Annotated in this window: 17 protein-coding genes and 1 riboswitch; of the genes, 10 read left to right on the top strand and 7 right to left on the bottom strand. The window is 73.1% G+C overall.

Annotation, left to right across the window (positions count from 1 at the left end):
* Positions 1 to 3: 3 nt before the first annotated feature.
* On the bottom strand, positions 4 to 1425 hold the full coding sequence (locus ACZ6TI_RS15840; RefSeq protein WP_465345762.1) for a DHA2 family efflux MFS transporter permease subunit: 1422 nt from the start codon (positions 1423 to 1425) through the stop codon (positions 4 to 6).
* Positions 1426 to 1496: 71 nt separating this feature from the next.
* On the opposite strand from ACZ6TI_RS15840, the gene ACZ6TI_RS15835 reads away from it, so the two are divergent.
* On the top strand, positions 1497 to 2066 hold the full coding sequence (locus ACZ6TI_RS15835) for a TetR/AcrR family transcriptional regulator (RefSeq protein WP_465345761.1): 570 nt from the start codon (positions 1497 to 1499) through the stop codon (positions 2064 to 2066).
* Here ACZ6TI_RS15835 and folP read toward each other — a convergent pair.
* Positions 2063 to 2914: a dihydropteroate synthase gene (folP, locus tag ACZ6TI_RS15830; RefSeq protein ID WP_465345760.1), complete on the bottom strand. Its 852-nt coding sequence runs from the start codon at positions 2912 to 2914 to the stop codon at positions 2063 to 2065. The genes ACZ6TI_RS15835 and folP overlap by 4 nt on opposite strands.
* A gap of 116 nt (positions 2915 to 3030) precedes the next feature.
* On the opposite strand from folP, the gene ACZ6TI_RS15825 reads away from it, so the two are divergent.
* Together ACZ6TI_RS15825 and ACZ6TI_RS15820 are read left to right on the top strand one after the other, a co-directional pair.
* Positions 3031 to 4623, top strand: a complete 1593-nt coding sequence (locus ACZ6TI_RS15825; protein ID WP_465345912.1) for an ABC transporter transmembrane domain-containing protein — start codon at positions 3031 to 3033, stop codon at positions 4621 to 4623.
* Positions 4620 to 6329 (top strand): ABC transporter ATP-binding protein, encoded by a 1710-nt coding sequence (locus tag ACZ6TI_RS15820; protein ID WP_465345759.1) that lies wholly within the window; start codon positions 4620 to 4622, stop codon positions 6327 to 6329. Before ACZ6TI_RS15825 ends, ACZ6TI_RS15820 begins: the two co-directional genes overlap by 4 nt.
* Here the strand turns inward: ACZ6TI_RS15820 and ACZ6TI_RS15815 are convergent.
* Complete coding sequence (locus tag ACZ6TI_RS15815) at positions 6326 to 7336, bottom strand: aldo/keto reductase (RefSeq protein WP_465345758.1); 1011 nt, start codon at positions 7334 to 7336, stop codon at positions 6326 to 6328. The two genes, ACZ6TI_RS15820 and ACZ6TI_RS15815, sit on opposite strands and share 4 nt — an antisense overlap.
* 99 nt (positions 7337 to 7435) lie before the next feature.
* Here ACZ6TI_RS15815 and ACZ6TI_RS15810 point away from each other — a divergent pair, with 99 nt between their 5' ends.
* Complete coding sequence (locus ACZ6TI_RS15810; RefSeq protein WP_465345757.1) at positions 7436 to 8431, top strand: DNA topoisomerase IB; 996 nt, start codon at positions 7436 to 7438, stop codon at positions 8429 to 8431.
* On the opposite strand, the gene cydC is transcribed toward ACZ6TI_RS15810, so the two are convergent.
* The 3 genes from cydC to ACZ6TI_RS15795 are packed head-to-tail and all read right to left on the bottom strand — an operon-like array spanning position 8338 to position 14107.
* The gene (gene cydC / locus ACZ6TI_RS15805) at positions 8338 to 11751 is read right to left on the bottom strand and encodes a thiol reductant ABC exporter subunit CydC (RefSeq protein ID WP_465345756.1); all 3414 of its coding nucleotides are present in this window, start codon (positions 11749 to 11751) and stop codon (positions 8338 to 8340) included. The genes ACZ6TI_RS15810 and cydC overlap by 94 nt on opposite strands.
* Positions 11748 to 12728, bottom strand: a complete 981-nt coding sequence (cydB, locus tag ACZ6TI_RS15800) for a cytochrome d ubiquinol oxidase subunit II (RefSeq protein WP_465345755.1) — start codon at positions 12726 to 12728, stop codon at positions 11748 to 11750. The genes cydC and cydB overlap by 4 nt, the downstream gene beginning before the upstream one ends.
* 11 nt (positions 12729 to 12739) lie before the next feature.
* On the bottom strand, positions 12740 to 14107 hold the full coding sequence (locus ACZ6TI_RS15795; RefSeq protein WP_465345754.1) for a cytochrome ubiquinol oxidase subunit I: 1368 nt from the start codon (positions 14105 to 14107) through the stop codon (positions 12740 to 12742).
* Between the two features lie 74 nt (positions 14108 to 14181).
* Between ACZ6TI_RS15795 and ACZ6TI_RS15790 the strand changes: the two genes are divergently transcribed.
* The 3 genes from ACZ6TI_RS15790 to ACZ6TI_RS15780 all read left to right on the top strand — a co-directional run bounded on the left by ACZ6TI_RS15790 (position 14182) and on the right by ACZ6TI_RS15780 (position 16604).
* Complete coding sequence (locus ACZ6TI_RS15790; RefSeq protein WP_465345753.1) at positions 14182 to 14526, top strand: BlaI/MecI/CopY family transcriptional regulator; 345 nt, start codon at positions 14182 to 14184, stop codon at positions 14524 to 14526.
* Complete coding sequence (locus ACZ6TI_RS15785; protein WP_465345752.1) at positions 14523 to 15401, top strand: M56 family metallopeptidase; 879 nt, start codon at positions 14523 to 14525, stop codon at positions 15399 to 15401. The genes ACZ6TI_RS15790 and ACZ6TI_RS15785 overlap by 4 nt, the downstream gene beginning before the upstream one ends.
* 92 nt (positions 15402 to 15493) lie before the next feature.
* Positions 15494 to 15630, top strand: a riboswitch (cyclic di-AMP (ydaO/yuaA leader).
* A gap of 14 nt (positions 15631 to 15644) precedes the next feature.
* Positions 15645 to 16604: a C40 family peptidase gene (locus ACZ6TI_RS15780; protein ID WP_465345751.1), complete on the top strand. Its 960-nt coding sequence runs from the start codon at positions 15645 to 15647 to the stop codon at positions 16602 to 16604.
* Positions 16605 to 16610: 6 nt separating this feature from the next.
* On the opposite strand, the gene ACZ6TI_RS15775 is transcribed toward ACZ6TI_RS15780, so the two are convergent.
* On the bottom strand, positions 16611 to 18059 hold the full coding sequence (locus tag ACZ6TI_RS15775; RefSeq protein WP_465345750.1) for a diguanylate cyclase domain-containing protein: 1449 nt from the start codon (positions 18057 to 18059) through the stop codon (positions 16611 to 16613).
* Positions 18060 to 18179: 120 nt separating this feature from the next.
* On the opposite strand from ACZ6TI_RS15775, the gene ACZ6TI_RS15770 reads away from it, so the two are divergent.
* The 3 genes from ACZ6TI_RS15770 (at position 18180) to ACZ6TI_RS15760 (ending at position 20768) form a co-directional block, all read left to right on the top strand.
* Positions 18180 to 19322: a hypothetical protein gene (locus ACZ6TI_RS15770; protein ID WP_465345749.1), complete on the top strand. Its 1143-nt coding sequence runs from the start codon at positions 18180 to 18182 to the stop codon at positions 19320 to 19322.
* Positions 19295 to 20491, top strand: coding sequence for a YibE/F family protein (locus ACZ6TI_RS15765; RefSeq protein ID WP_465345748.1), 1197 nt, complete (start codon positions 19295 to 19297; stop codon positions 20489 to 20491). Before ACZ6TI_RS15770 ends, ACZ6TI_RS15765 begins: the two co-directional genes overlap by 28 nt.
* Before the next feature lie 91 nt (positions 20492 to 20582).
* Positions 20583 to 20768: a hypothetical protein gene (locus ACZ6TI_RS15760; RefSeq protein ID WP_465345747.1), complete on the top strand. Its 186-nt coding sequence runs from the start codon at positions 20583 to 20585 to the stop codon at positions 20766 to 20768.
* The last annotated feature ends 30 nt before the right edge of the window (positions 20769 to 20798 follow it).

Here is a 20798-nt window from a genome sequence, read left to right as displayed (position 1 = left end):
GCTTTACGCGCCGGCTTTTTCGGCGCGGCGGCCGGGGAGGCGGAAGGCGACGAGGGCGCCGATCGCGACGATGATCGCGCCGACCGTGACCGCCGGGACCAGACCGTCCACGAAGGTCTCCCGGGTGGCGTAGCTGCCGTACGAGCTGAACACCGAGGCCAGCACGGCCACCCCGGTCGCGACCCCGAGCTCGCGGATCGTGTTGTTCGCGCCGGAGGCCACCCCGCGATCCTCGGCCGGCACGCTGGCCAGGGCCATCGTGCTGATCGGCGCGAAGGTCAGGCCCATGCCGACGCCGGCCAGCACGAACGCGATCACCAGGTCGCCGTACGCCACGTCGGCCGACGACGCCAGCGCGATCCAGAGGATGCCCGCGGCGAGCAGCACCTGCCCGGCCGCGATCAGGTTCCGCAGCCCGATCCGGTCCGCGAAGATGCCGGCCAGCGGCGCCACCACCATCGGCGCCAGTGTCCAGGGCAGCGTGCGGATGCCGGCGTCCAGCGGGCTCAGCCCCTGCACCACCTGGAAGAACTGGGCGAGCACGAAGACCGCGCCGAAGGTGCCCGCGGAGAAGGTCAGCGTGACGACGTTGACCAGCGAGAAGCCCCGCGAGCGGAAGAGCCGCAGCGGCATCATCGGCGACGCCGTCCGGCGCTGCCACGCGATGAACGCGGCCAGCAGCACCGCGCCGCCGGCCAGCATCGACACCACCCGGGCCGAGGTCCAGCCGCGGTCCGGCCCGTCCACCACGCCCCAGACCACGAGCAGCGTGCCGGCGGCGGAGAGCAGCAGGCCGAGCGGGTCGAGCTTGACCGCGCCACCGCGGGACTCGCGCAGCACCGTGCCGGCGAGCACCACCGCGATCACGCCGACCGGCACGTTCAGCCAGAAGATCCAGGTCCAGTCCAGGCCCTCGGTGACCGCGCCGCCGACCACCGGGCCGACCGCGACGCCGAGGCCGCTGATGCCGCCCCAGATGCCGACCGACGCGTTGCGCAGCCGGTCCGGCACCGCCGCCGCGAGCAGGGTCAGCGACAGCGGCGCCACGGCCGCGCCGGCCAGCCCCTGCACGGCCCGGGCGGCGGTGAGCTGCCACGGCTCGGCGGCCATTGCGGCCGCCGCCGAGGCGACGGTGAAGAGCACGATGCCGCCGACGAACATCCGCTTGCGGCCGATCCGGTCGCCGAGCGCGGCCGCGGTCAGCAGGAAGGCGGCGAACGGCAGCGTGTACGCGTTCACGAACCACTGCAGGTCGGTGATCGAGGCGCCCAGCGAGGTCCGGATCACCGGCAGCGCGGTGGTCACCACCAGGTTGTCCAGCGTGACCATGAAGATCGGGATGCCGACCGCGGCGAGCACGGCGGCCAGCGGGCGGGGCCGCTTCTCGACGGCCGGCTCGGGTCGGGATGGAGCGAGGGCGGTCATCGAAGCTCCCTAGTTGTTATTCACTGATAACTACAGGATCGAAGCTAGTTATCAGCTGATAACCTGTCAAGGTGAAGAGGACGAGATTGACCGCCGAGCAACGCCATGACCAGCTGATTGAGGCGGCCGTCACAGCGTTCACGACCGGCGGTTACGCGGGCACGACGACCGATCAGGTGGCCCGGCTGGCCGGTGTCTCCCAGCCGTACGTGATTCGGATCTTCGGCACCAAGCAGCAGCTCTTCATCGCCACGGTGGAGCACGCGGCGCAGCGGATCGAGCAGGTGTTCCGGGCCGCGGCGGCGGTCGAGCCGACGCTGGCCTCGCTGGGCGGGGCCTATGACGAGCTGCTGGCCGAGCGCGAGCTGATCACGGTGCTGCTGCACGGTTTCGCGGCCGGCGCCGACCCGGCGATCGGGCCGGTGGTCCGCCAGACCTTCGGGGTCATCTACGCGCTGGTCCGCGAATTGACCGGGGTCAGCGCGGACGAGACCCGCGACTTCCTGGCCCACGGCATGCTGCTCACCGTGCTCGCCTCGCTGCGGGTGCTCGGGCCGGGCGCGGTGCCCGCCGAGCCGTGGATGATGGAGCTGGCCGGCAGCATGCACCTGACCAAGGCCTGCGGCGAGCCCAACACCTAGATGTTGTGCCGGGCCGTGGCCGGCGCACGCCAGCCGAGCATCGCCTCGGTCATCCGGACCGCGTCGACGGTGGCCCGCACGTCGTGCACCCGCACGACGCGGGCGCCGCGCAGCACGCAGAAGACCACCGCGGCGATCGTGCCGGCCAGCCGGTCCTGCTGCGGCCGGTCCAGCGTCTCGCCGATGAAGTCCTTGTTGCTCACCGCGGCCAGCGTCGGGTAGCCCAGCGCCACGATCTCGTCCAGCCGCCGGGTCACCTCGAGCGAGTGGAACGTGTTCTTGTTCAGGTCGGGTCCCGGGTCGACCACGATCTGCTCCGGCGTCACGCCGCGGGCCAGCGCCACCTCGACCCGGGCCCGCAGGAACGCGGTCACCTCGCCGGTCACGTCCGCATAGGACGGCGACGGATACGGCGTCCGCGGCGCGGCCAGGCTGTGCGTGATCACCAGCGCGGCCCCGGTGCCGGCCACCGCGTCGGCCATCTCCGGGTCGCGCAGCCCCGACGTGTCGTTGATCACCCCGGCGCCCGTCTTGATCGCCGCCCGCGCCACCTCCGGCCGGTAGGTGTCCACCGACACCACGGCGAGCTCGCGCGCCGCCTCGACCACCGGCAGCACCCGGGCCATCTCCTCGGCCGGGGTCACCTCCGGGCCGGGCCCGAACGGGACTCCGCCCACGTCGATCCAGTCGGCGCCGGCGGCGGCCGCGGCCCGGACCGCCGCCAGAGCGTGATCAAGCGCGTACGTGCGGCCGCGGTCGTGGAACGAGTCCGGCGTCCGGTTGACGATCGCCATCACCGCCACCCGGCGCGCGAAGTCGAACTCCCGGCCGTCGATCACCCGTCGCATGGGGGCGACCGTAACAGCCGGTCATCGGGCAGAGTGGCGGAGTGGAGACACGGGGACCCGCACGATTCCTGATCTGGCTCGCAGCACGGAACAAGCGCCGGGTGGCGATGGGCGCGATGTTCGGCTCGCTGTGGTTCATCAGCCTGGCCAGCACTCCGTACCTGATCGGGCAGGCCATCGACCGCGGCCTGACCGCGCGCCGCCCGGGCGCGCTGCTCGCCTGGGCCGCGGCCGTGCTCGCGATGGGCGCGGCGGGCGCCTTCCTCGGCATCATGCGGCACCGCTCGATGACCAAGCTGCGGATGGCCGCCGGGCTGCAGACCGCCGACCTGGTGCTGGCGCACGCGACCCGGCTCGGGGCGGCGCTGCCGCGCCGGATCAACGCCGGCGAGGTGGTCACCATCGGCATCTCGGACGTGTGGATCGTCGGCCGGGCGATGAACGTCGGCGGGGTCGGGGTGGCCAGCACGATCGCGTACGCGGTGATCGCCGTCCTGCTGCTGCGGATCTCGCCCTCGCTGGCCGTGGTGGTGCTGGCCGGCGTACCGGTCTTGGGTCTGGTGGTCGGTCCTCTGCTGAACCGCATGCAGTCGGCCGGCCAGGTCTATCGGGAGCGGCAGGGAGAGCTCGCCGGGCGCCTGGTGGACGTGCTCGGCGGGCTGCGCATCCTGAACGGCCTCGGCGGCAAGGAGTCGCACCTGGCCCGCTACCGGCAGCAGTCGTCGGGACTGCGCGACCTGGGCTACCGGGTGGGCGGCACGGCGAGCTGGGTCGGCGCCCTCGGCAACGGGCTGCCGGTGCTGTTCCTGGCCATCGTCACCTGGCTGGCCGCCCGGCTGACCGCGGCCGGCGAGCTGACCGTCGGCGAGCTGATCGCGGTCTACGGCTACACCGCGATGCTCGCGATCCCGGTCAACGTCTTCATCTTCTGCGGCTTCGACGTGACCCGTGGCCTGGTCGCGGCCCGTCGCGTGGTCGGCTTCCTGCGCGTCCCCGAGGAGCCGCCGGACGGCGAACCCGGCCCGCCCGCGCCCGCCACCCTGCACGACCCGGAGTCGGGGGTGACCGCCGAGCCGGGCCGGTTCACCGTGCTGGCCGTCGCCCGCACCGCCGAGGCCGCCGTGATCCTGGACCGTCTCGGCCGTTACGGCGAGACGGACGCCACCTGGGGTGGCCGGCCGCTGTCCGAGATCGCCCAGGCCGACGTGCGCGACCGGGTGCTGTTCGCGCCGCACGACGCGTTCCTGTTCGCCGGGCCGCTGCGCGAGGTGATCGCCGGGCCCGACGAGCCCGACGACCAGCGGGTGCGGCGGGCCGTCGACGCGGCCGTCGCGCACGATGTCGCCGACGACCTGGGCCGCCCGGTCGAGTGGCAGGGCCGCAACCTCTCCGGCGGCCAGGGGCAGCGGGTCCGGCTGGCCCGCGCGCTGCACGCCGACCCGGAGATGCTGCTCGCCGCCGAGCCCACCTCCGCGGTGGACGCGCACACCGAGGCCGCGATCGCCGAGCGGCTGACCGACCTGCGCACCGGCCGCGGCACCGTGCTCGCCACCACGTCGCCGGTGCTGCTGGCCCGCGCCGACGTCGTGCACTACCTGGCGGACGGCCGGGTCGCGGCCAGCGGCACGCACCGCGAGCTGCTGGCCACCTGCGCGGGCTATCGGGCCCTGGTCACCCGGGTCTTCGGCGACGAGGAGGCGCACGCGTGAGCACCGCCGTCCTGCCCGTCGCGAGCCCGCGTGAGGTGGGCCGGGCCGCGCTGCGCCTGATCGCCGCCGATCGCCGGTCGGTGGTCTGGCTGGGCGTCCTCAACGCGCTCGCCGCGCTGGCCGGGCTGGGCGGGCCCTTCCTGCTCGGCCGGATCATCGACGCGGTCACCGGGGGCGGTGGCGCGGACCGGGTGGATCGGCTCGCGCTGGGTGTGCTCGGCTGCGCCCTCGCCCAGATCTTCCTGCTCCGGCAGGCGCTCGTGGTCGGCTACAACTTCGGGGAGCGCACGGCCGCCCGGATCCGCGAGGGTTTCCTGGACCGGTCGCTCGCGTTGCCGGCCGCGGTCGTGGAACGGGTGCCCCCCGGCGACCTGGCGGCCCGTGGAACCTCCGATGTGGACGCCGTGGCGGGCACGCTGCGCGACATCCTGCCGGAGATCATCGCCTCGGTGATCCAGCTGGTGTTCCTGGTGGTCGCGGTGCTGGTGCTCAGCCCGCTGCTCGGGCTCGCCGGGGTGATCGGGTTCACCGGCATCATCTTCACCACGCGGTGGTACCTGCGACACGCCCGGGACGCGTATCTGCGGGAGGGCGCGGCGAACTCGCGGCTCGCCGATGAGTTGTCCGCGACGGTGACGGGCGCCCGTACCATCGAGGCCTTTGGTTTGCGGGAACGCCGCCTCGCGGCGGGCCGGGACGCGATCAGCGAGACCCGCCGCACCCGCCTCGCCACCCTGCGCCTGCGCACGTTCTTCTTCCCGCAGGTGGAGATGTCCTACTCGGTGCCGGTCGTGCTGGTGCTGGTGCTCGGCGGATACCTGTCCTTCGAGGGGATGGTGACGCTCGGCACGGTCGGCGCGGCGGTGCTCTACCTGCGGCAGCTGGTCGGGCCGCTGGACGCCATCATGATCTGGATCGAGCAGCTGCAGAGCAGCACCGCCTCCTTCGCCCGGGTCGAGGGGATCTCCGCGGTGCCGCCCGGGCCGGTCTCCACCACCCGGCGCCCGGACGGCGAGCGGATCGAGGTGCGCGACGTCCGCTACGCCTACGACCAGGGCCGCGACGTGCTGCACGACGTCACGCTGACCGTGCGGCCGGGGGAGCGGCTGGCCATCGTCGGGCTGTCCGGTGCGGGGAAGTCGACACTGGGCCGGCTGCTCGCCGGGGTGGACCGGCCCGGCGGCGGCAGCGTGACCGTCGGCGGGGTGCCGGTGGCCGACCTGCCGCCGGACGAGCTGCGCCGGCACGTCGTGCTGGTCACCCAGGAGCACCACGTGTTCGCGGAGTCGTTGCGGGACAACCTGATGGTGGCCGCGACCGACGCCGAGATGCGGCGGGCGCTGGACATGGTGGGCGCGGACTGGGCCGCCGACCTCGACCTGGACCTGGGCGAGAACCCGCTGGACGGCGCCCGGGCGCAGCAGCTGGCGCTGGCCCGGGTGCTGCTCGCCGACCCGCACACGGTGATCCTGGACGAGGCGACCGCGCTGCTCGACCCGACCGCCGCCCGCACCGCCGAGCGCGCGCTGGCGGCGGTGCTGCACGACCGCACGGTGATCGCGATCGCGCACCGGCTGCAGACGGCGCACGACGCGGACCGGGTGGCGGTGATGGACGGCGGCCGGATCATCGAGCTGGGCAGCCACGACGAGCTGGTGCGCCAGGGCGGCTCGTACGCCGCGCTCTGGCGCACCTGGCACGGTTAGGCCCCGGCTTCGTCCAGCTTCTGGAGATGTTCCGCGGTGAGCTTGATGTCCAGCGCGGGCACCAGGTTCTCGAACTGGGCCGGCGTGCGCGGGCCGATCAGCGGTACCACCCGCGGGCCCGGACGCTGCATCATCCACGCCACCACCAGCTGGTTCGGCGTCACGTTCAGCTCGTCCGCGAGCCCGGTCAGCACCGCCAGCCGGGCGTCCGCGTCCGGACCGGCGTAGGACGCCATCATCCAGCTCTCGGCCCGCTTCCGCGGGTCGTCGAAGATGCCCTTGAGGATCGGCGAGTAGGCGACCAGCGTCAGGTCGTCGTGCTCGCTCAGGTAGTCCCACTGCTCGACGTCCACCACCGAGTCGTTCCGCACGCCCGCCTTGGGCCGCAGGTAGGAGTGCTGCTGCTGGACCGCGACCGGCAGTGGCCAGCCGTTGCGCTCGCACAGCTGCCGGATCCGCTCCAGCCGCCAGGTGCGCACGTTCGACCAGCCCAGGTGCTTCACCTTGCCGGCCCGCACGAAGCCGGCCAGCGCCTCGAGCGTCTCCTCCAGCGGGGTGGCCCGGTCGTCGACGTGGATGTAATAGAGGTCCACGTGATCGGTGCCGAGCCGCCGCAGGCTGCCGTCCAGAGCCTGCCGCAGGTGGTCCGCGCCGGCGCCGGAGAAGGTGCGCCGGGCCAGCTCCCAGTCCGGGGTGCCGTCCGCCTTCCACAGGTCCGGCGACCAGTGCGGCATGCCGCTGCCCTTGGTCGCCAGGAAGAGCTCGTCGCGGTTGTTCCGGTCGCGCATCCACCGGCCCAGCAGGTCCTCGCTGTGCCCGGCGTGGCTGCCCGGGTGCGCCCACCACTCGTAGCAGTCCGCCGTGTCGACGAACGATCCGCCCAGCTCCGCGTAGCGGTCCAGGATCGTGCGCGACTCGTCCTCCGGGGTCTCGCTGCCCATCTGCATCGCGCCCAGGGCGAGGGCGCTCACCTGCCGGCCGGTCCGGCCGAGTTCCACTGTCTGCATGCCTCGACGCTAGGACCCGGAGCGCGCTCCAGGTCAAGCACCGAAGTTTGCCGGTCCCGATCGCGGGAAGTCAGCCGATGATCCTGGGGAGGTGAAGCGTTGCGGCTGCGACGAAGTGATCTGAACAAGCCCGGCTTCGGGCGGCGGCGCTCGGGCAAGGGCTTCACATATCTGGACACCGACGGCGAGCGCCTGGGCGACGACGAGGCGATCGAGCGGATCCGCGCGCTGGTCATCCCGCCGGCCTGGACCGAGGTGTGGATCAGCCCCGACCCGCGCGGGCACATCCAGGCGGTCGGGAAGGATGCAGCGGGCCGCAAGCAGTACCTCTACCACCGGGTCTGGCGCAGCACCCGGGACGAGGCGAAGTTCGACCACGCCCTCGAGGTGGCCGAGCGGCTGCCGAAGGTGCGCGAGCGGCTGTGCGCCGACCTGACCAGCCGCGGCCTGTCCCGCGGGCGGGTGCTGGCGGCGATCGTCCGGCTGCTCGACATGGGCATGTTCCGGGTCGGCGGCGCGCAGTACGCCGACCGCGACGAGGACCCGTCCTACGGCCTGTCCACGCTGCGCCCCGACCACGTCCGCACCCGTGGCGCCTGCGTCCTGCTCGAATATCCTGGCAAGTCCGGGGTCGAGCACTCGGCGTCGGTCGGGGACGGCGAGGTGTGCGCGGTGCTGCGGGACCTGAAGCGGCGGCGGCGCGGGGAGAAGCGGCTGTTCGCGTACTGGGATCCGAAGCGGCGGCGCTGGCCCGAGGTGGACGCCGACGAGATCAACGACTACCTGCGCGAGATCTCCGGCGACCGGATGACCGCCAAGGACTTCCGCACCTGGCACGGCACGGTCAAGGCGGCGGAGGTGCTGGCCGAGGCCGGGCCGCAGCCCACCGAGACGAAGCGCAAGAAGGCCGTCTCGCACGCCATGAAGGAGGTCGCCGAACTGCTCGGCAACACCCCGACGGTGGCCCGCAACTCCTATGTCGACCCGCGCGTCGTCGACCTCTACCAGGACGGCAAGGTGGCCGGCACGTCGCCGGACGCCCCGATCGAGAAGGCCGAGCGGGAGGTGCTCGAACTGCTGACCGAGGACGCGTGACGCTCACCTCGCCCGTCGAGGGTGTGGATCCGCTCGGCCGGCACCGTCCCGAGGCCGTCCGTGCGGTGCGTGAGCACCAGCACGGTCCGGCCGCTCGTCGCGCCCAGCAGATCGGTCATCAGCGCCTCCGCGCCCTCCTCGTCGATGCCCTCGGTCGGCTCGTCGAGAATCAGCATCCGCGGCCCGGCCAGCAGAGCCCGGGCGGTGGCGAGCCGCTTGCGCTGCCCACCGGAGAGCGTCGCCCCGCCGGTCCCGAGCCGCCGATCCAGATCGAGCCGCAGCCCGACCCGGTCCAGCACCGCGCGCAGCTCGGCGTCGGTCGCGCCGGGGCGGGCGAGCCGCAGGTTCTCCCGCACGGTGGAGGCGAACACGTGCTCGGTCTCGTCCCCGACCAGCGCGACATGCCGCCGCAACGTCTCCTCGCTCAGCGTGCTCAACTCACGCCCGCCGATGGTCACGCGGCCGGCGATCGGGTCGAGAAACCGCGCCAGCACGGCGGCGAGCGTCGACTTGCCACTGCCCGACGGCCCGAGAATCACGGTCGCCGTCCCGTCCGGCATTTCGAGATCAAACCCGGCCAGCACAGCTTGCTCTGCACACCGATACGCAACACCCGGGCCGTCGCCGCTTCCGTTCCCCCAGCCCGCCACCAGCCCCCGGATCGACACACTCCCGTCAACCGGCTCGGGCCCATGCTCGGGCGGCGTCGCGGCCGGCGGCGCCTGCTCAGTCAACGCATCCAGCCGCCGCCGCGCCGCACCAGCCCGCCGCCGAGCAAGCGCCGCGTCAGGCAGCACCGCCACCGGTTCAGCCAGCGCCACGATCCCCAGCAGCACCACGGCCGACCATTCCCGATCGAGCCCGCCACCCGGCGCCAGCAGCAGCGCCGCCCCGACCACCGCGACCCCCCATCCGAGCTGGGCCAACGCCGCGGCGAGTCCGGCTCCCCGCGCCGCCCGCGCTTCCCGGCGCGCCAGGACCGAACTGCGCTCCTCCGGTACGCCCAGCGCCCCCACCTCCTCAACCCCGTCGACCGCCTCCACGACCGCGTCCCGCAGCCAGGCCCGTGCGATCCCGGTGGCCGCCTCCCGCCGGGCCTCCAGCCACACGCCCAGCGCGGGCGCGAACACTCCCGCGACCAGCAGCCCGACCGCCATCGGCACCGCGGCAACCGGCCGCACCAGCAACACGACTCCGAGCCCGGTCAGCGCGGCGACGATCGTGGCCAGAGCCGGCAACGCGCCACGCAGCAGCCCGTCGACGTCGGCGTCCACATCGTCGACGACCCGGGTGAGCAGCTCACCGCGCCGCTTGACGGCCGGCCCCGGCACCCGCGGGATCAGCCCGGCATAGACGGCCGCCCGCCGAGCCCCCATCCGGGCAAACGCCACCCGGTGCGAGACGAGCCGTTCCGCGTATCGCAGCAACGGCCGCGCGACCGCACTCCCACGCACCAGCACGACAGCCGTCGAGAGCGTGAGCACCGGCGGCAACGTGGCGGCCCGCACCAGAAGCCAGGCGGCGGCCGCGGTCAGCAGGATCCCCGCCAGCCAGGATCCGGCCCCGAGCAGGACAGCGACCACCCGCGCCCCGGACGTTCCCAAGCCGTCCCGGGTGGATGTCGTCGCGCGCACCGAGGGCTTGGCCCCCGGGTCTCCGGTGGTTGTCGGGCCGTCCGAACGGCCTCTTTCTTCCCGGAGCGTGGTGCGTCGCGGCGCGGGCGTTGCGTATATGTGTGCAGAGCAAAGGGATCGCGGAGGCTCTCCGTCCGCGGACTCGGAGCTGAGTGCCGGCGGGGCAGTCACCTCGATCAGGCGGTCGGCGGCTGCCAGCAGTGCTGGGCGGTGGGCTACCACCAGGATCGCGCAGCCGCGGCGGGCGGCGGCTCGCAGCTCGGCGATGACCTGGCGTTCGGCTGCCGGGTCCAGGTGGGCGGTCGGTTCGTCGAGGAGCAGGACTCGGGGTTCCTCGCGGGCCTCGGCCAGCAGGGCGGCCAGGGCCAGCCGTTGCCGTTGGCCGGCCGAGACGCCCTGGCCGTGTTCGCCCAGCGGGGTGTCCGGCGGCAGATCCAGTCCGACGGCGCGCAGGGCGTCGCTGCCGGCCACGTCGCCGACCGTGCGGGCGTGCGGCAGCGTCGGGCGTTGCGGCAGGTAGAGCGGCGGCGGACCGCCGAGCTCGACCTCTCCGGCGTCGCGCGCCTGCTTGCCCGCGAGCACCCGCAGCGTCGTCGTCTTCCCGGCGCCCGATGGGCCGCGCAGCGCGACCACCTCGCCGGCGCGCACCTCCACCTCGTCCAGCCGCAGCGCATCGCACTCCGCATCCGGGTGCCGCACTCGCAATTCGCTGGCCCGCAGGCCAACCGGGCTTTCGTCGCCGACGGGGGTGGACGTGGCGGCCGGGGGGTCGGTCAGGATCTCTTCGAGGTCGTCGATGACCGCTGCTGCCGAGGCGCTCGCGTGGTAGCGGGCGGCCGACTCGCGCAGTGGGCGATATGCCTCCGGGGCCAGCAGGATCACCAGCAGGGCCGGACCCAATGGCATGTCGCCCGCCGCGACCCGCAGCCCGGCCGAGACCGCGATCAGTCCTACCGACAGCGTGGCCAGCAGGTCGAGCGCGGTCGAGGACAGGAAGGCGACCCGCAGCACGCGCATCGTCGCCGAGCTGTGCTTCGCGGTCAGGTCCGCGACCACCGACGTCTGGCGGGTCGCGCGGCCGAAGACGCGGAGTGTGCCCAGGCCCCGGACCACGTCCAGGAAGTGGCCGGCCAGGCGGGCGTCCTCCGCCCACCGCGCGGACGCCCGCGCCGAGGTCGCCCAGCCGATCAGCGCGCCCAGCACCGGCACCAGCGGCAGCGTCAGCACTGTGATCAGCGCCGACGAAGGGTCGACCAGGGCCATCGCGATCACCACCAGCGGGGGCAGCGCCACGGCCAGGATCAGCGCGGGCAGATAGCCGGAGAACCACGGCCGCACCGCTTCCAGGCCGGTGGTCAGGGCGGCGATCAGACGGCCGCTGCCATAGCGGGCGACCCACGCCGGGCCGCGTCGCACCGCGGCGGCCAGGGTCTGGCGCCGGAGCGAGTCGGTGACCCGGGCGGCGGTGCGCTGGGCGACCACCTGCTCGGCCCAGGCGAGCACCGCCCGGACCGGATAGACCAGCGCCAGCACGGCGATGCCGGTGCCGCGGTTGCCGGTGACCACGGCGGTCAGACCGAGCGCCAGGAGGAGTGCGCCGCCGGCCTGAGCCGCGCCGATCAACGCCAGGCCGGCGGTGCCGCCGCGGGCGTGCCTCAGCAGCCGAGGGTCGACCGGGCCTTTCACGACGGCACCCGTTCGCTGGCCACCCGGCGGCGGAACACCCAATAGGAATAGGCCTGATAGGCCAGCACCCCGGGCAGCACCACCAGCCCGGCCACGGTGAGCAGGCGCAGCGTCGACGGGGTCGCGGCCGCCGAGTCGCGGGTCAGCGACCACGCCGCGTTCAGTGTGCTCGGCAGCACCACGTCGCCGTGCACGGTCAGCACGGTGGCGACCGCGGCGGCGACGCCGATGGCCGTACCGGAGAATGCCGTTGTCTCCTTGCCCGAGCGAGCCAGGAACGCGACGCCGAGCGCGAGCACCCCGGCGGCGAGGAAGGCGCGGCTGTCGAAGGCGGCGCCGGCGGCGAACGCGCCGGCCGCCAGCACCGTGCCGGAGAGCACCGAGGCGTGGCGGGCGCGGACGCGGATCGGGCCGGTGGTGCGCAACGCCAGGAACGTCGCGCCCAGCAGGACCGCGGCGGCCAGCGCGAACAATGCGCCGACGCCGGACTCCCACTGAAGAACAGGCGACAGGCTGCGGCTGAGACCCGTACCGGTCACCGTGCCGGCGGCGTCCAGCGCCAGCCCGCGCACGAAGACCGTGAGGACCGCGCCCCACAGCATCACCACCAGCGCCGAGCTGACCGCCAGGGCCAGTTCGCAGCCGCGCCGCCAGCGCGGGCCGGACCCCTTGCCGCGGAACTCCAGCGCCACCCCGCGGATCGCGAGCAGCAGCAGGATCGCGGCCATCGGCAGGTAGAGGCCGGAGAGCAGGGATGCATACCACGGTGGGAAGGCGGCGAACGTGACGCCGATCGCGGCCACCAGCCAGACCTCGTTGCCGTCCCAGAACGGGCCGATGGTGCGGATCGCGGCGCCGCGCTCGTGGTCGTCGCGGCCCAGCAGCGGGCCGAGCACGCCGACGCCGAAGTCGAAGCCCTCGAGCACGAAGTAGAGCACCCAGGCCAGGACGACCAGCCCGAACCAGAAGGTCACCACGGGAAGACTCCTCAGTAGACGGTGGCGGATTCGGTGACGTTCGGCGAATCCGAAGGGATGAGTTCAGATCGGGCCACGTGCCGGATCAGGCGCAGCCACAGCACGGCCAGGACGCCGTAGACCACCGTGAACCCGATCAGCGACGCGATCACCTCGGCGCTGGTCAGCCCGGGCGAGATGCCGTCCCCGACCTTGGAGATGCCGAACGCCAGCCACGGCTGCCGGGCCGTCTCGGTGAAGATCCAGCCGAGCGAGTTCGCCGCGGTGGGCAGCAGCGGGATCAGCGGCAGCCAGCGCAGCAGCAGCCGGTGCGGGGTGCGGCCCTTGCGGCTGGTCCAGAGATGGAGCAGCGCGACCGCGGCGGCCAGCATGCCGATCCCGATCATCAGCCGGAACGACCAGAAGGCGACCGGAATCATCGGCACATAGCTGCCTGGTCCATATTCCGAGGTGTAAAGAGCCTGGAGATCGTCGATGCCCTGCACGGTGTCGCCGGGGGAGCCCTTGGCCAGGATCGACAGCAGCCACGGGATCTCCAGGCTGAACCACGGCCGGCCGCCGTCCAGCCCGCCGACCGCGAACACCGAGAACGGCGCGCCCGTCGTGGTCTCGTAGAGCGCCTCGGCGGCGGCCATCTTCATCGGCTGGACCTCGGTGATGACCTTGCCGAGGTGGTCGCCGGTGAGCGCGGTGAGCGCGCCGCCGGCGAGGGTGAGCCACGCGCCGAGCCGGGCATAGGTGCGGAAGATCAAGGAAGCGTGCCGCTGCCAGACGCCGATGGCGAGAATCAAGGCCCCGCCGACCATCACCGCACCGGCGAGCGTGTGCGGAAAGGCGGCCAGGTTCACCTTGTTCGTCAACAGCTCGGCGAAGGACGTGAGATGCGCGCGCCCGGTGGCCGGGTCGAGCTCGTACGCCACCGGGTTCTGCATGAACGAGTTGGCCGCCAGGATGATGAACGCGGACAGCACCGTGCCGATCGCCACGATCACGATGGTCGCCAGGTGCACCATGCGGGGCAGCCGGTCCCAGCCGAAATACCAGAGCGCCAGGAACGTGGCCTCGAGGAAGAACGCGAGCATCCCCTCGATCGCCAGGGTCGGGCCGAACACGTCGCCGTAGAAGCGGGCGAACGCGCTCCACCCCATGCCGAACTGGAATTCCTGCACCAGCCCGGTCACCACCCCCACGGCGAACGTGACGATCAGCAACTTCCCGGTCAGCTTGGTCAACCGCAAGAACCGATCCTCACGGGTACGCAGCCACGCGATCTGCAGTCCGGCCGCGATCGCCGCCAGGCTGATCGACAGCGGCACGAAGAAGTAGTGGTAGATCGTGACGACGGCGAACTGCAGCCGGGTCAGGTCCAGCACGTCCATGGAAGACTCCTCTACGACGTCCTGTAGTAGATACTACGACGAGTAGTACTACGTCGTGCAGTAGGATGGCTCACATGGCGCTGGGAGACCTGGAACGTGAGGTCATGACGCAGTTGTGGGAGGCCGGCGGGCCGCTGACCGTGCGCGAGGTGCACGAGCGCCTGAGCGGCCGCGACCTGGCCTACACGACGGTGATGACGGTGCTCGACCGGCTGGCCAAGAAGTCCGTGGTGACCCGCGAGCGGGACGGCCGCGCCTTTCGTTACCTGCCCGCGCAGACCCGCGAGCAGATGACCGCGGCGCTGATGCTGGACGCGCTCGGCGACACCCCCGACCAGGACGCGGCCCTGGCGTACTTCGTGGGCCAGCTCTCGCCCGACGCCCTGGCGGCGGCGATCGAGGCGGCCCGGCAGAAGTGACCGCCCTGCTCCTGGGCGCGCTCGGGCTGACGCTGTCGCTGGTCGTGCCCGGGGTGCTGGCCGGCGCCCGCTGGCCGGACCGGGCGCCCGCCGCCGCCGTGCTGCTCTGGCAGGCGATCACCCTGGCCGGCGTGCTGTGCGCGCTGGGCGTGGTGCTGGCCGGCCCGGAGGAGCTGATCCGCGCCGCCGGCAGCGGCCGCCGGGCGGCCACCGTCGCGCTGATCGGCGCCCTGGCGGTGGCCGCGGTGATCGTGCTGCGGCTGCTGGTGTCGCTGGCCGGCGTGATGTGGCGATCCCGGGCCCGCCGCGCCCGGCACCGCCTGCTGGTGGATCTGCTGGACACCGCGGAGAAGCGCCACGGCCTGGACGTCGAGGGCCTGCGGGTGCTCGACGGCGCACAGCCGCTGGCCTACTGCGTGGCCGGCCGCTCGCCGCGGGTGGTGCTCACCGGCGGCGCCCTGGACGTGCTGGACGACGCTCAGGTGGCCGCGGTGATCGCGCACGAGCAGGCGCACCTGCGGCACCGGCACGAGCTGGTCCGCGAGTCGTTCACCGCGTTCTACCGGGCGGTGCCGCGGCCGCTGCGATCGCGGGCGCCGCTGGACGCCGTACACCTGTTGTTGGAGATGGTCGCCGACGACGCCGCCACCGACCGCGAGGGCGCCGCGCCGGTGGCCGGCGCGCTCGCCAGGCTGAGCGACGAAGGCGCGGGGGAGGACCGCCGCCGGCGCCTCGACCGGCTGGCCGCGCCGCACCCCCGATCGGCCGCGCTGACCCTGCTCGTGGTGGCCGCCGCAGTCGCGTTGCTGGTCCTGCCGACGGTCGTCGTGGTGGTCCCGTGGCTCAGTGCCGCGGTCAACCGCTGGCCACTGTGAGTGACACCGGGCGGCCGCGTTTCCGATCAACCGCAACCCGGGTACGGTGGTCCGCGGCTCGGCAGTCCCCCGTCGTCCACACCGGCCGACCTGACGGGCCACCGCCTAATCACGCTCCGTGCGTGCATCGGGGACCCGAGCAGTTGGGGTGAAGCCGCAGAGTCTGCGGCCGCGAGCGCTTCCCTCGCGAACCCGTCAGCTAACCCGGTCGGCGGCTGAGGGAAGAAAGGGATCCGCCCCCACGTGCGCCGCCTGCTTGTCGTTCTCGCCGCCGCCGCGGCCGTCATCGTCGCGCCGGTCGCCCCGGTCCACGCCGAGCCCACGCCGTCCGGCGTCGAGGCCCAGATCGACGCCGAGTGGAACAAGCTCGAGCCGGTCATCGAGCAGTACAACAACGTGCACAACAAGCTGATCGCCAACCGCCGCAACCTGGCCGCCATCCAGAAGCGGCTGACCCCGCTCGAGATCGAGGTCAACGTCGCCATGGCGCAGGTGCGCGGGATGGCCGCGGACGCGTACATGCAGGGGTCGCCCAGCGCGATGCGCGCCATGATCATGACCGGGACCACCACCGGCCTCACCGACAAGCTGATGTTCCTGGACCAGTACGCGAAGCACCAGCGCGCCGAGGTCAAGGACGTCGCCGAGCTGCGCGACAAGCTCAGCGGGGACAAGCGCGACCTGGACACGCTGACCCAGACCCTGGCCACCCAGGACGCCGGGCTGGCCCGCAGCAAGGCCGGCATCGAGAAGAAAATCGGCGAGCTGCAGAAGCTCCGGATCAAGGCCTATGGCAGCAGCGCCGACGACGGGGCGTTCCGCACCGGCCCGTGCCCGGTCACCTACACCCGGGACAAGGGCGGGCGGGCCGCGCAGAAGGCCTGTGACCTGATCGGCAAGCCGTACATCTTCGGCGCCGAGGGACCGGGCGGCTACGACTGCTCCGGGCTCACCAAGACCGCCTGGGCCAGCGTGGGGGTGCACCTCGAGCACTACACCCGCGACCAGTGGGGCGAGGGCCGGGCCGTCACCAGGGCCGAGCTGAAACCCGGCGACCTGGTGTTCTACTACCCGGGCAGCCTGCATCACGTGGCCATCTACATCGGCGGCGGCGAGGTCGTGCACGCGCCGCACACCGGTGACCACGTGCGCATGGCGACCATCGACCGCGGCCCGATCGCCGGCTACCGCCGACCGGGCTGAGAGACCTCAGGGCTGCAGCCAGGGCGCTTCGAGGTTGTCCTCGACGTAGAGCTGGAAGCCGTTGCGGGCGCGGCGCTTCGAGCGGTACATCGCCGCGTCCGCGTGCCGCAGCATGGTCTTCGCGTCGCTGCCGCCCGGGAAGGCGATCGCCACGCCGACGCTGCAACCGACGTCGAGCCGCAGGCCGGCCACCGACCGGTGCTGGTCGATGCCCTCGATGATGCGCTGCGCCACGGCCATCGCCTCGTCCGCGCCGCCGACCCGGCTCAGCACCACGCCGAACTCGTCGCCGCCCAGCCGGCCCACGGTGTCGGTGTCCCGCACGGTCCCGCGCACCACCTCCGCGATGGTGTGCAGCAGCTGGTCGCCGACGTCGTGCCCGTACGTGTCGTTGACCTGTTTGAAGCCGTCCAGGTCCAGGAAGAGCATCCCGACCGGGTACTGGTAGCGGGTGCCCTGGGCCAGCGCGCGCTCGAGGTCGCGGGTCAGCGTCGGCCCGTTCGCCAGCCCGGTCAGGCTGTCATGCGCGGCGGCGTACGCGATCCGGTCCTGCACCGCCCGCCGCTCGGTGATGTCCCGGTGGTGGCCGACGACCGCGTGCACCTCGGGGTGGGCGAGCATGTTGCGCAGAATCACCTCGTGCCAGTGCCAGCCGCCGTCCGCGTGCCGGTAGCGCATCTCGGCGGCGTGCTCGGTGGTGCCGTCGCCGGCCAGCACCCGCTCGTGCAGCTCGGCATCCGCCAGCACGTCGTCCGGGTGCACGTACTCGCGTAGGCGGTGGCCCACCACGTCGTTCGGGAACCAGCCCATCACCTGGGCGATCGCCTGGCTCACGTAGGTCACCGTGCCGTTCGCCTCGGACATCGTGACCACCTCCGAGCCGTCCCGCAGCAGCGCCCGGAAGCGCTCCTCGCTGGCCCGCAACGCGCCCTCGGCCCGCTCCCGCATCTCGGTGGAGTGCCCGATCACCCGGGCCGTGGTCAGCGTGCCCAGGGCGATCAGCAGCGAGACGCCGTGACCCTGCGGGAGTGGCAGATAGCTGTTCAGCAGGCCGCCGGCGAATGCCAGTTCGCCCAGCCCGAGGGAGATGGCGCTGCTGACGGCCAGCGGCTTCCACGAGCGGGAGCCGTCCTCCTTGAGGTAGAGCGTGAAGATGTGCAGGTGTGCGACGGCCAGCAGCGCGCCCCAGCCGACCATGTACATGACCGCGGTGGTCTGCAGCACGTGCAGGACGACGCGCAGCCACAGCCGCCCGCCCGGCACGCCGCCGGACAGCCGGCTCTGCACCCCGGGCTGCTGCCAGACGGTGCCGGCGATCAGCGCGGCGGCGATCAGCCACAGCGGCGTGTCGCCGGAGAGGCCGAACACGCGCAGCCCGGCGACCACGGCCAGGACCAGGATCGGTTCCATCCCGTTCCGGCCGAACCGCAGGGCCGTGGCCCAGAGCGCGCGCATCTCGTCGTCCCTCCACCGCGCCCGGTCCGCCCGGGTGCAAGGGCAAACATCGGCCGCCGGACGCCGAATTGAGCCCTTCCGCGCCGGAAACCTCAACCGGGCGAGGCATAATCGCAACCCATGACCGAAGCGGCGACCTACCGGCAGGCGCGTGGGCTCGCCGAGACCGGTCGCTACCACGATGCCGAGCGGTTGCTGCGCGACGGCCTGGCCGCCGCGCCCGCCGACCCGGAGCTGCTGGTGCTGCTGGGATTCGTGTTGCGGATGCGGCGGGAGTACCCGTCGGCGGTGGACGCCTGCGACGCCGCGCTGGCCGCCGATCCGGAGCTGGCCGGTGCGCACGCCGAGCGCGCGGAGAGCCTGATCGCGCTGTTGCGCACGGCGGCGGCGATCACGGCGGCGCTGGAGTCGGCGCGGCTGGCCCCGCACGATCCCGCCGGGCATCGGGTGCTGGCCCGGGCGTACTCGGCAGATCGCAAGGCCGAACCGGCTCGCGCCGCGGCCCGGCAGGCGCTGGAGCTGGCGCCGGACTCGGTGGAGAGCCTGCTCACCCTGGCCGCGGTGGAACGGGAGGCGGGAGACCGCGAGGCCGCCTTCGACGCCGCCTGCAAGGCGCTGGCCCAGGATCCGGCCAACACCTACGGCCGGTGGCTGGTCGCGATGCTCGACGCCGAGCGGCTCAAGGTCGGCCGATCGATGCGCGGCCTGCACGGCGTGGCCCGCGACGACCCGGCGCGCCCCGATGTGATCTCGATGACCTGGCCGATCCGCAGCCTGCTCAGCGGGCTGCGCAAGTGGCTCGCCCCGGCGGTCCTGCTGGTGATGATCCCGGCGCACCTCGACTGGGAGTTCGCCCGGCTGTTCGCGGCCGCGGTCGCGCTCGGCGCCACCGGCCTGGCCGCGCGAGTGCTGATCCCGGCCGGCACGCTGCCCTGGCGGTGCCTGCGCCTGGCGCCGCGGCTGCTGCGCCGCGCCGCGCTCGGCGGCCTGGGCACGGTGATCGCGATCGTCACCCTCCTCGTCTGGTACGCCGTGACGGTCGCGTCCCCGCTGCCGGTGGTGGCGCTCGGGCTGGTGGTCGTGCTGTGGCTGCTGGGCTTCGCCGAACGGATGGGCATCCGCCTCGACGACCCCGGCTTCGTCTGGGCGATGGACGACCTGCGTGGCGACTTCCGCGACTTCGGCGCCGACCTGAAGGAGTGGTGGCAGACCACCAAGCGGGAGCTGCGTGAGGCGTGGAACGACCCGGCCCGACGGAAGTGACCCACGCGCACGCGCACGCCGCGTCCCCGCCCGCCGCGTCCCGGCGCACCCGCCGCATCGTCACCGCGGTGCTCGTCCCGGCCGCCCTGCTCACGCTGATCGCGCTGATCGTGCTCTGGCCCGGCCGGGTCGAGACCACCCCGCCGGCGGCCGGTGGCGGCGAGCGTGCGCTGGGCACCGTGGTCGCGGTGACCGAGCAGCAGTGCCCGGCCGGCCGCTGCGGCTCGGCTCAGGTCCGGATCACCGACGGGCCGGGTGCGGACACCGAGCAGACCGTCGACCTGCCGCAGGGGCCGGGCGCGCCGCGGCTCGAGGTGGGCGACGACGTGGTGCTGCTGTACTACCCGGACGCGGTGCCCGGCGGGCGCTCGTACTCGGTGGTCGACCTGCAACGCTCGACGCCGCTGCTCTGGCTGGTGGCGCTGACCGTGGCCGTGGTGCTGGCCTTCGGGCGGCTGCGCGGGCTGACCTCGCTGGCCGGCCTGGCGGTGTCCTTCGCGATCCTGCTGTTCTTCGTGCTGCCCGCGATCCTGGACGGCTCGCCGCCGCTGCTGGTGGCCGTGGTCGGCGCGGCGGCGATCATGTTCGCGGCGCTCTATCTGACCCACGGTGTCAGCGTGCACATCTCGGTGGCGGTGGCCGGGACCCTGGCCAGCCTGGTGCTCACCGGGCTGCTGGGCGCGGCGTTCACCGGCCTGCTGAACCTGAGCGGCGCGGGCACCGACGACAGCATCTATCTGTCCGCGTCCGTGGGCGATCTCGACCTGCGCGGGCTGCTGCTGGCCGGCATCGTGATCGGCGCCCTCGGCGTGCTGGACGACGTGACAGTGACCCAGGCCGTCACGGTCGCCGAGATGGCCGCGGGCGGCGCCCGGTCCCGCCGGGGGCTGTACTCCGCGGCCATCCGGGTGGGCCGGGCGCACGTCGGCTCGGCGGTGAACACGATCGTCCTGGCGTACGCCGGAGCCTCTCTGCCCTTGCTCCTGTTGATCGCGGCGAGCAGCCAGCCGATCGGGGAGCTGCTGACCGGCGAGTTCCTGGCGCAGGAGATTCTGCGCAGCGCGGTGGGCACGATCGGGCTGGTCGCGTCGGTGCCGATCACCACGGCGCTGGCCGCCCTGGTCGCCGACCTGAATCCCGCGCAGCGGGTGGCGCGACACGCCCGTTGACTGACCAGTCACTCCAGCCGATGGACGGCTCGGTCCTCGTGCGCGACCCGGAGTTCCAGGACCGCCCGGTCCGCTCAGCGAACCCCACCAGTTGCAGGTCGCGTTGGCCGGCGCCCCGGAGGCCGGGTCGTTGAAGACCCCGTGGGCCGAGTTCCGGGTGATGGAGACGCCGGAGTTGGCGCCCACGCCGAACGGGTTCGCGACCTTGACCGCCGTGCCGGCCGCGCTGATCGTGTTGCCGCTGACCTCGATGTTCTTGCTGCCGCCGCCGATGTAGACCGCGGACGACTCGCCGCCGCCGACCACG

This window comes from Actinoplanes sp. NPDC051388, assembly GCF_055586225.1.
The sequence above is the reverse complement of the archived record's forward strand: the minus strand, read 5'-3'. Positions and strand labels throughout refer to the sequence as shown.

Coding starts and splice junctions, on each gene's coding strand:
- ACZ6TI_RS15840 (WP_465345762.1), bottom strand. CDS start 1,425: ATGACCGCCCTCGCTCCATCCCGACCCGAGCCGGCCGTCGAGAAGCGG.
- folP (WP_465345760.1), bottom strand. CDS start 2,914: ATGCGACGGGTGATCGACGGCCGGGAGTTCGACTTCGCGCGCCGGGTG.
- ACZ6TI_RS15825 (WP_465345912.1), top strand. CDS start 3,031: ATGTTCGGCTCGCTGTGGTTCATCAGCCTGGCCAGCACTCCGTACCTG.
- ACZ6TI_RS15815 (WP_465345758.1), bottom strand. CDS start 7,336: ATGCAGACAGTGGAACTCGGCCGGACCGGCCGGCAGGTGAGCGCCCTC.
- ACZ6TI_RS15795 (WP_465345754.1), bottom strand. CDS start 14,107: ATGGACGTGCTGGACCTGACCCGGCTGCAGTTCGCCGTCGTCACGATC.
- ACZ6TI_RS15790 (WP_465345753.1), top strand. CDS start 14,182: ATGGCGCTGGGAGACCTGGAACGTGAGGTCATGACGCAGTTGTGGGAG.
- ACZ6TI_RS15775 (WP_465345750.1), bottom strand. CDS start 18,059: ATGCGCGCGCTCTGGGCCACGGCCCTGCGGTTCGGCCGGAACGGGATG.
- ACZ6TI_RS15770 (WP_465345749.1), top strand. CDS start 18,180: ATGACCGAAGCGGCGACCTACCGGCAGGCGCGTGGGCTCGCCGAGACC.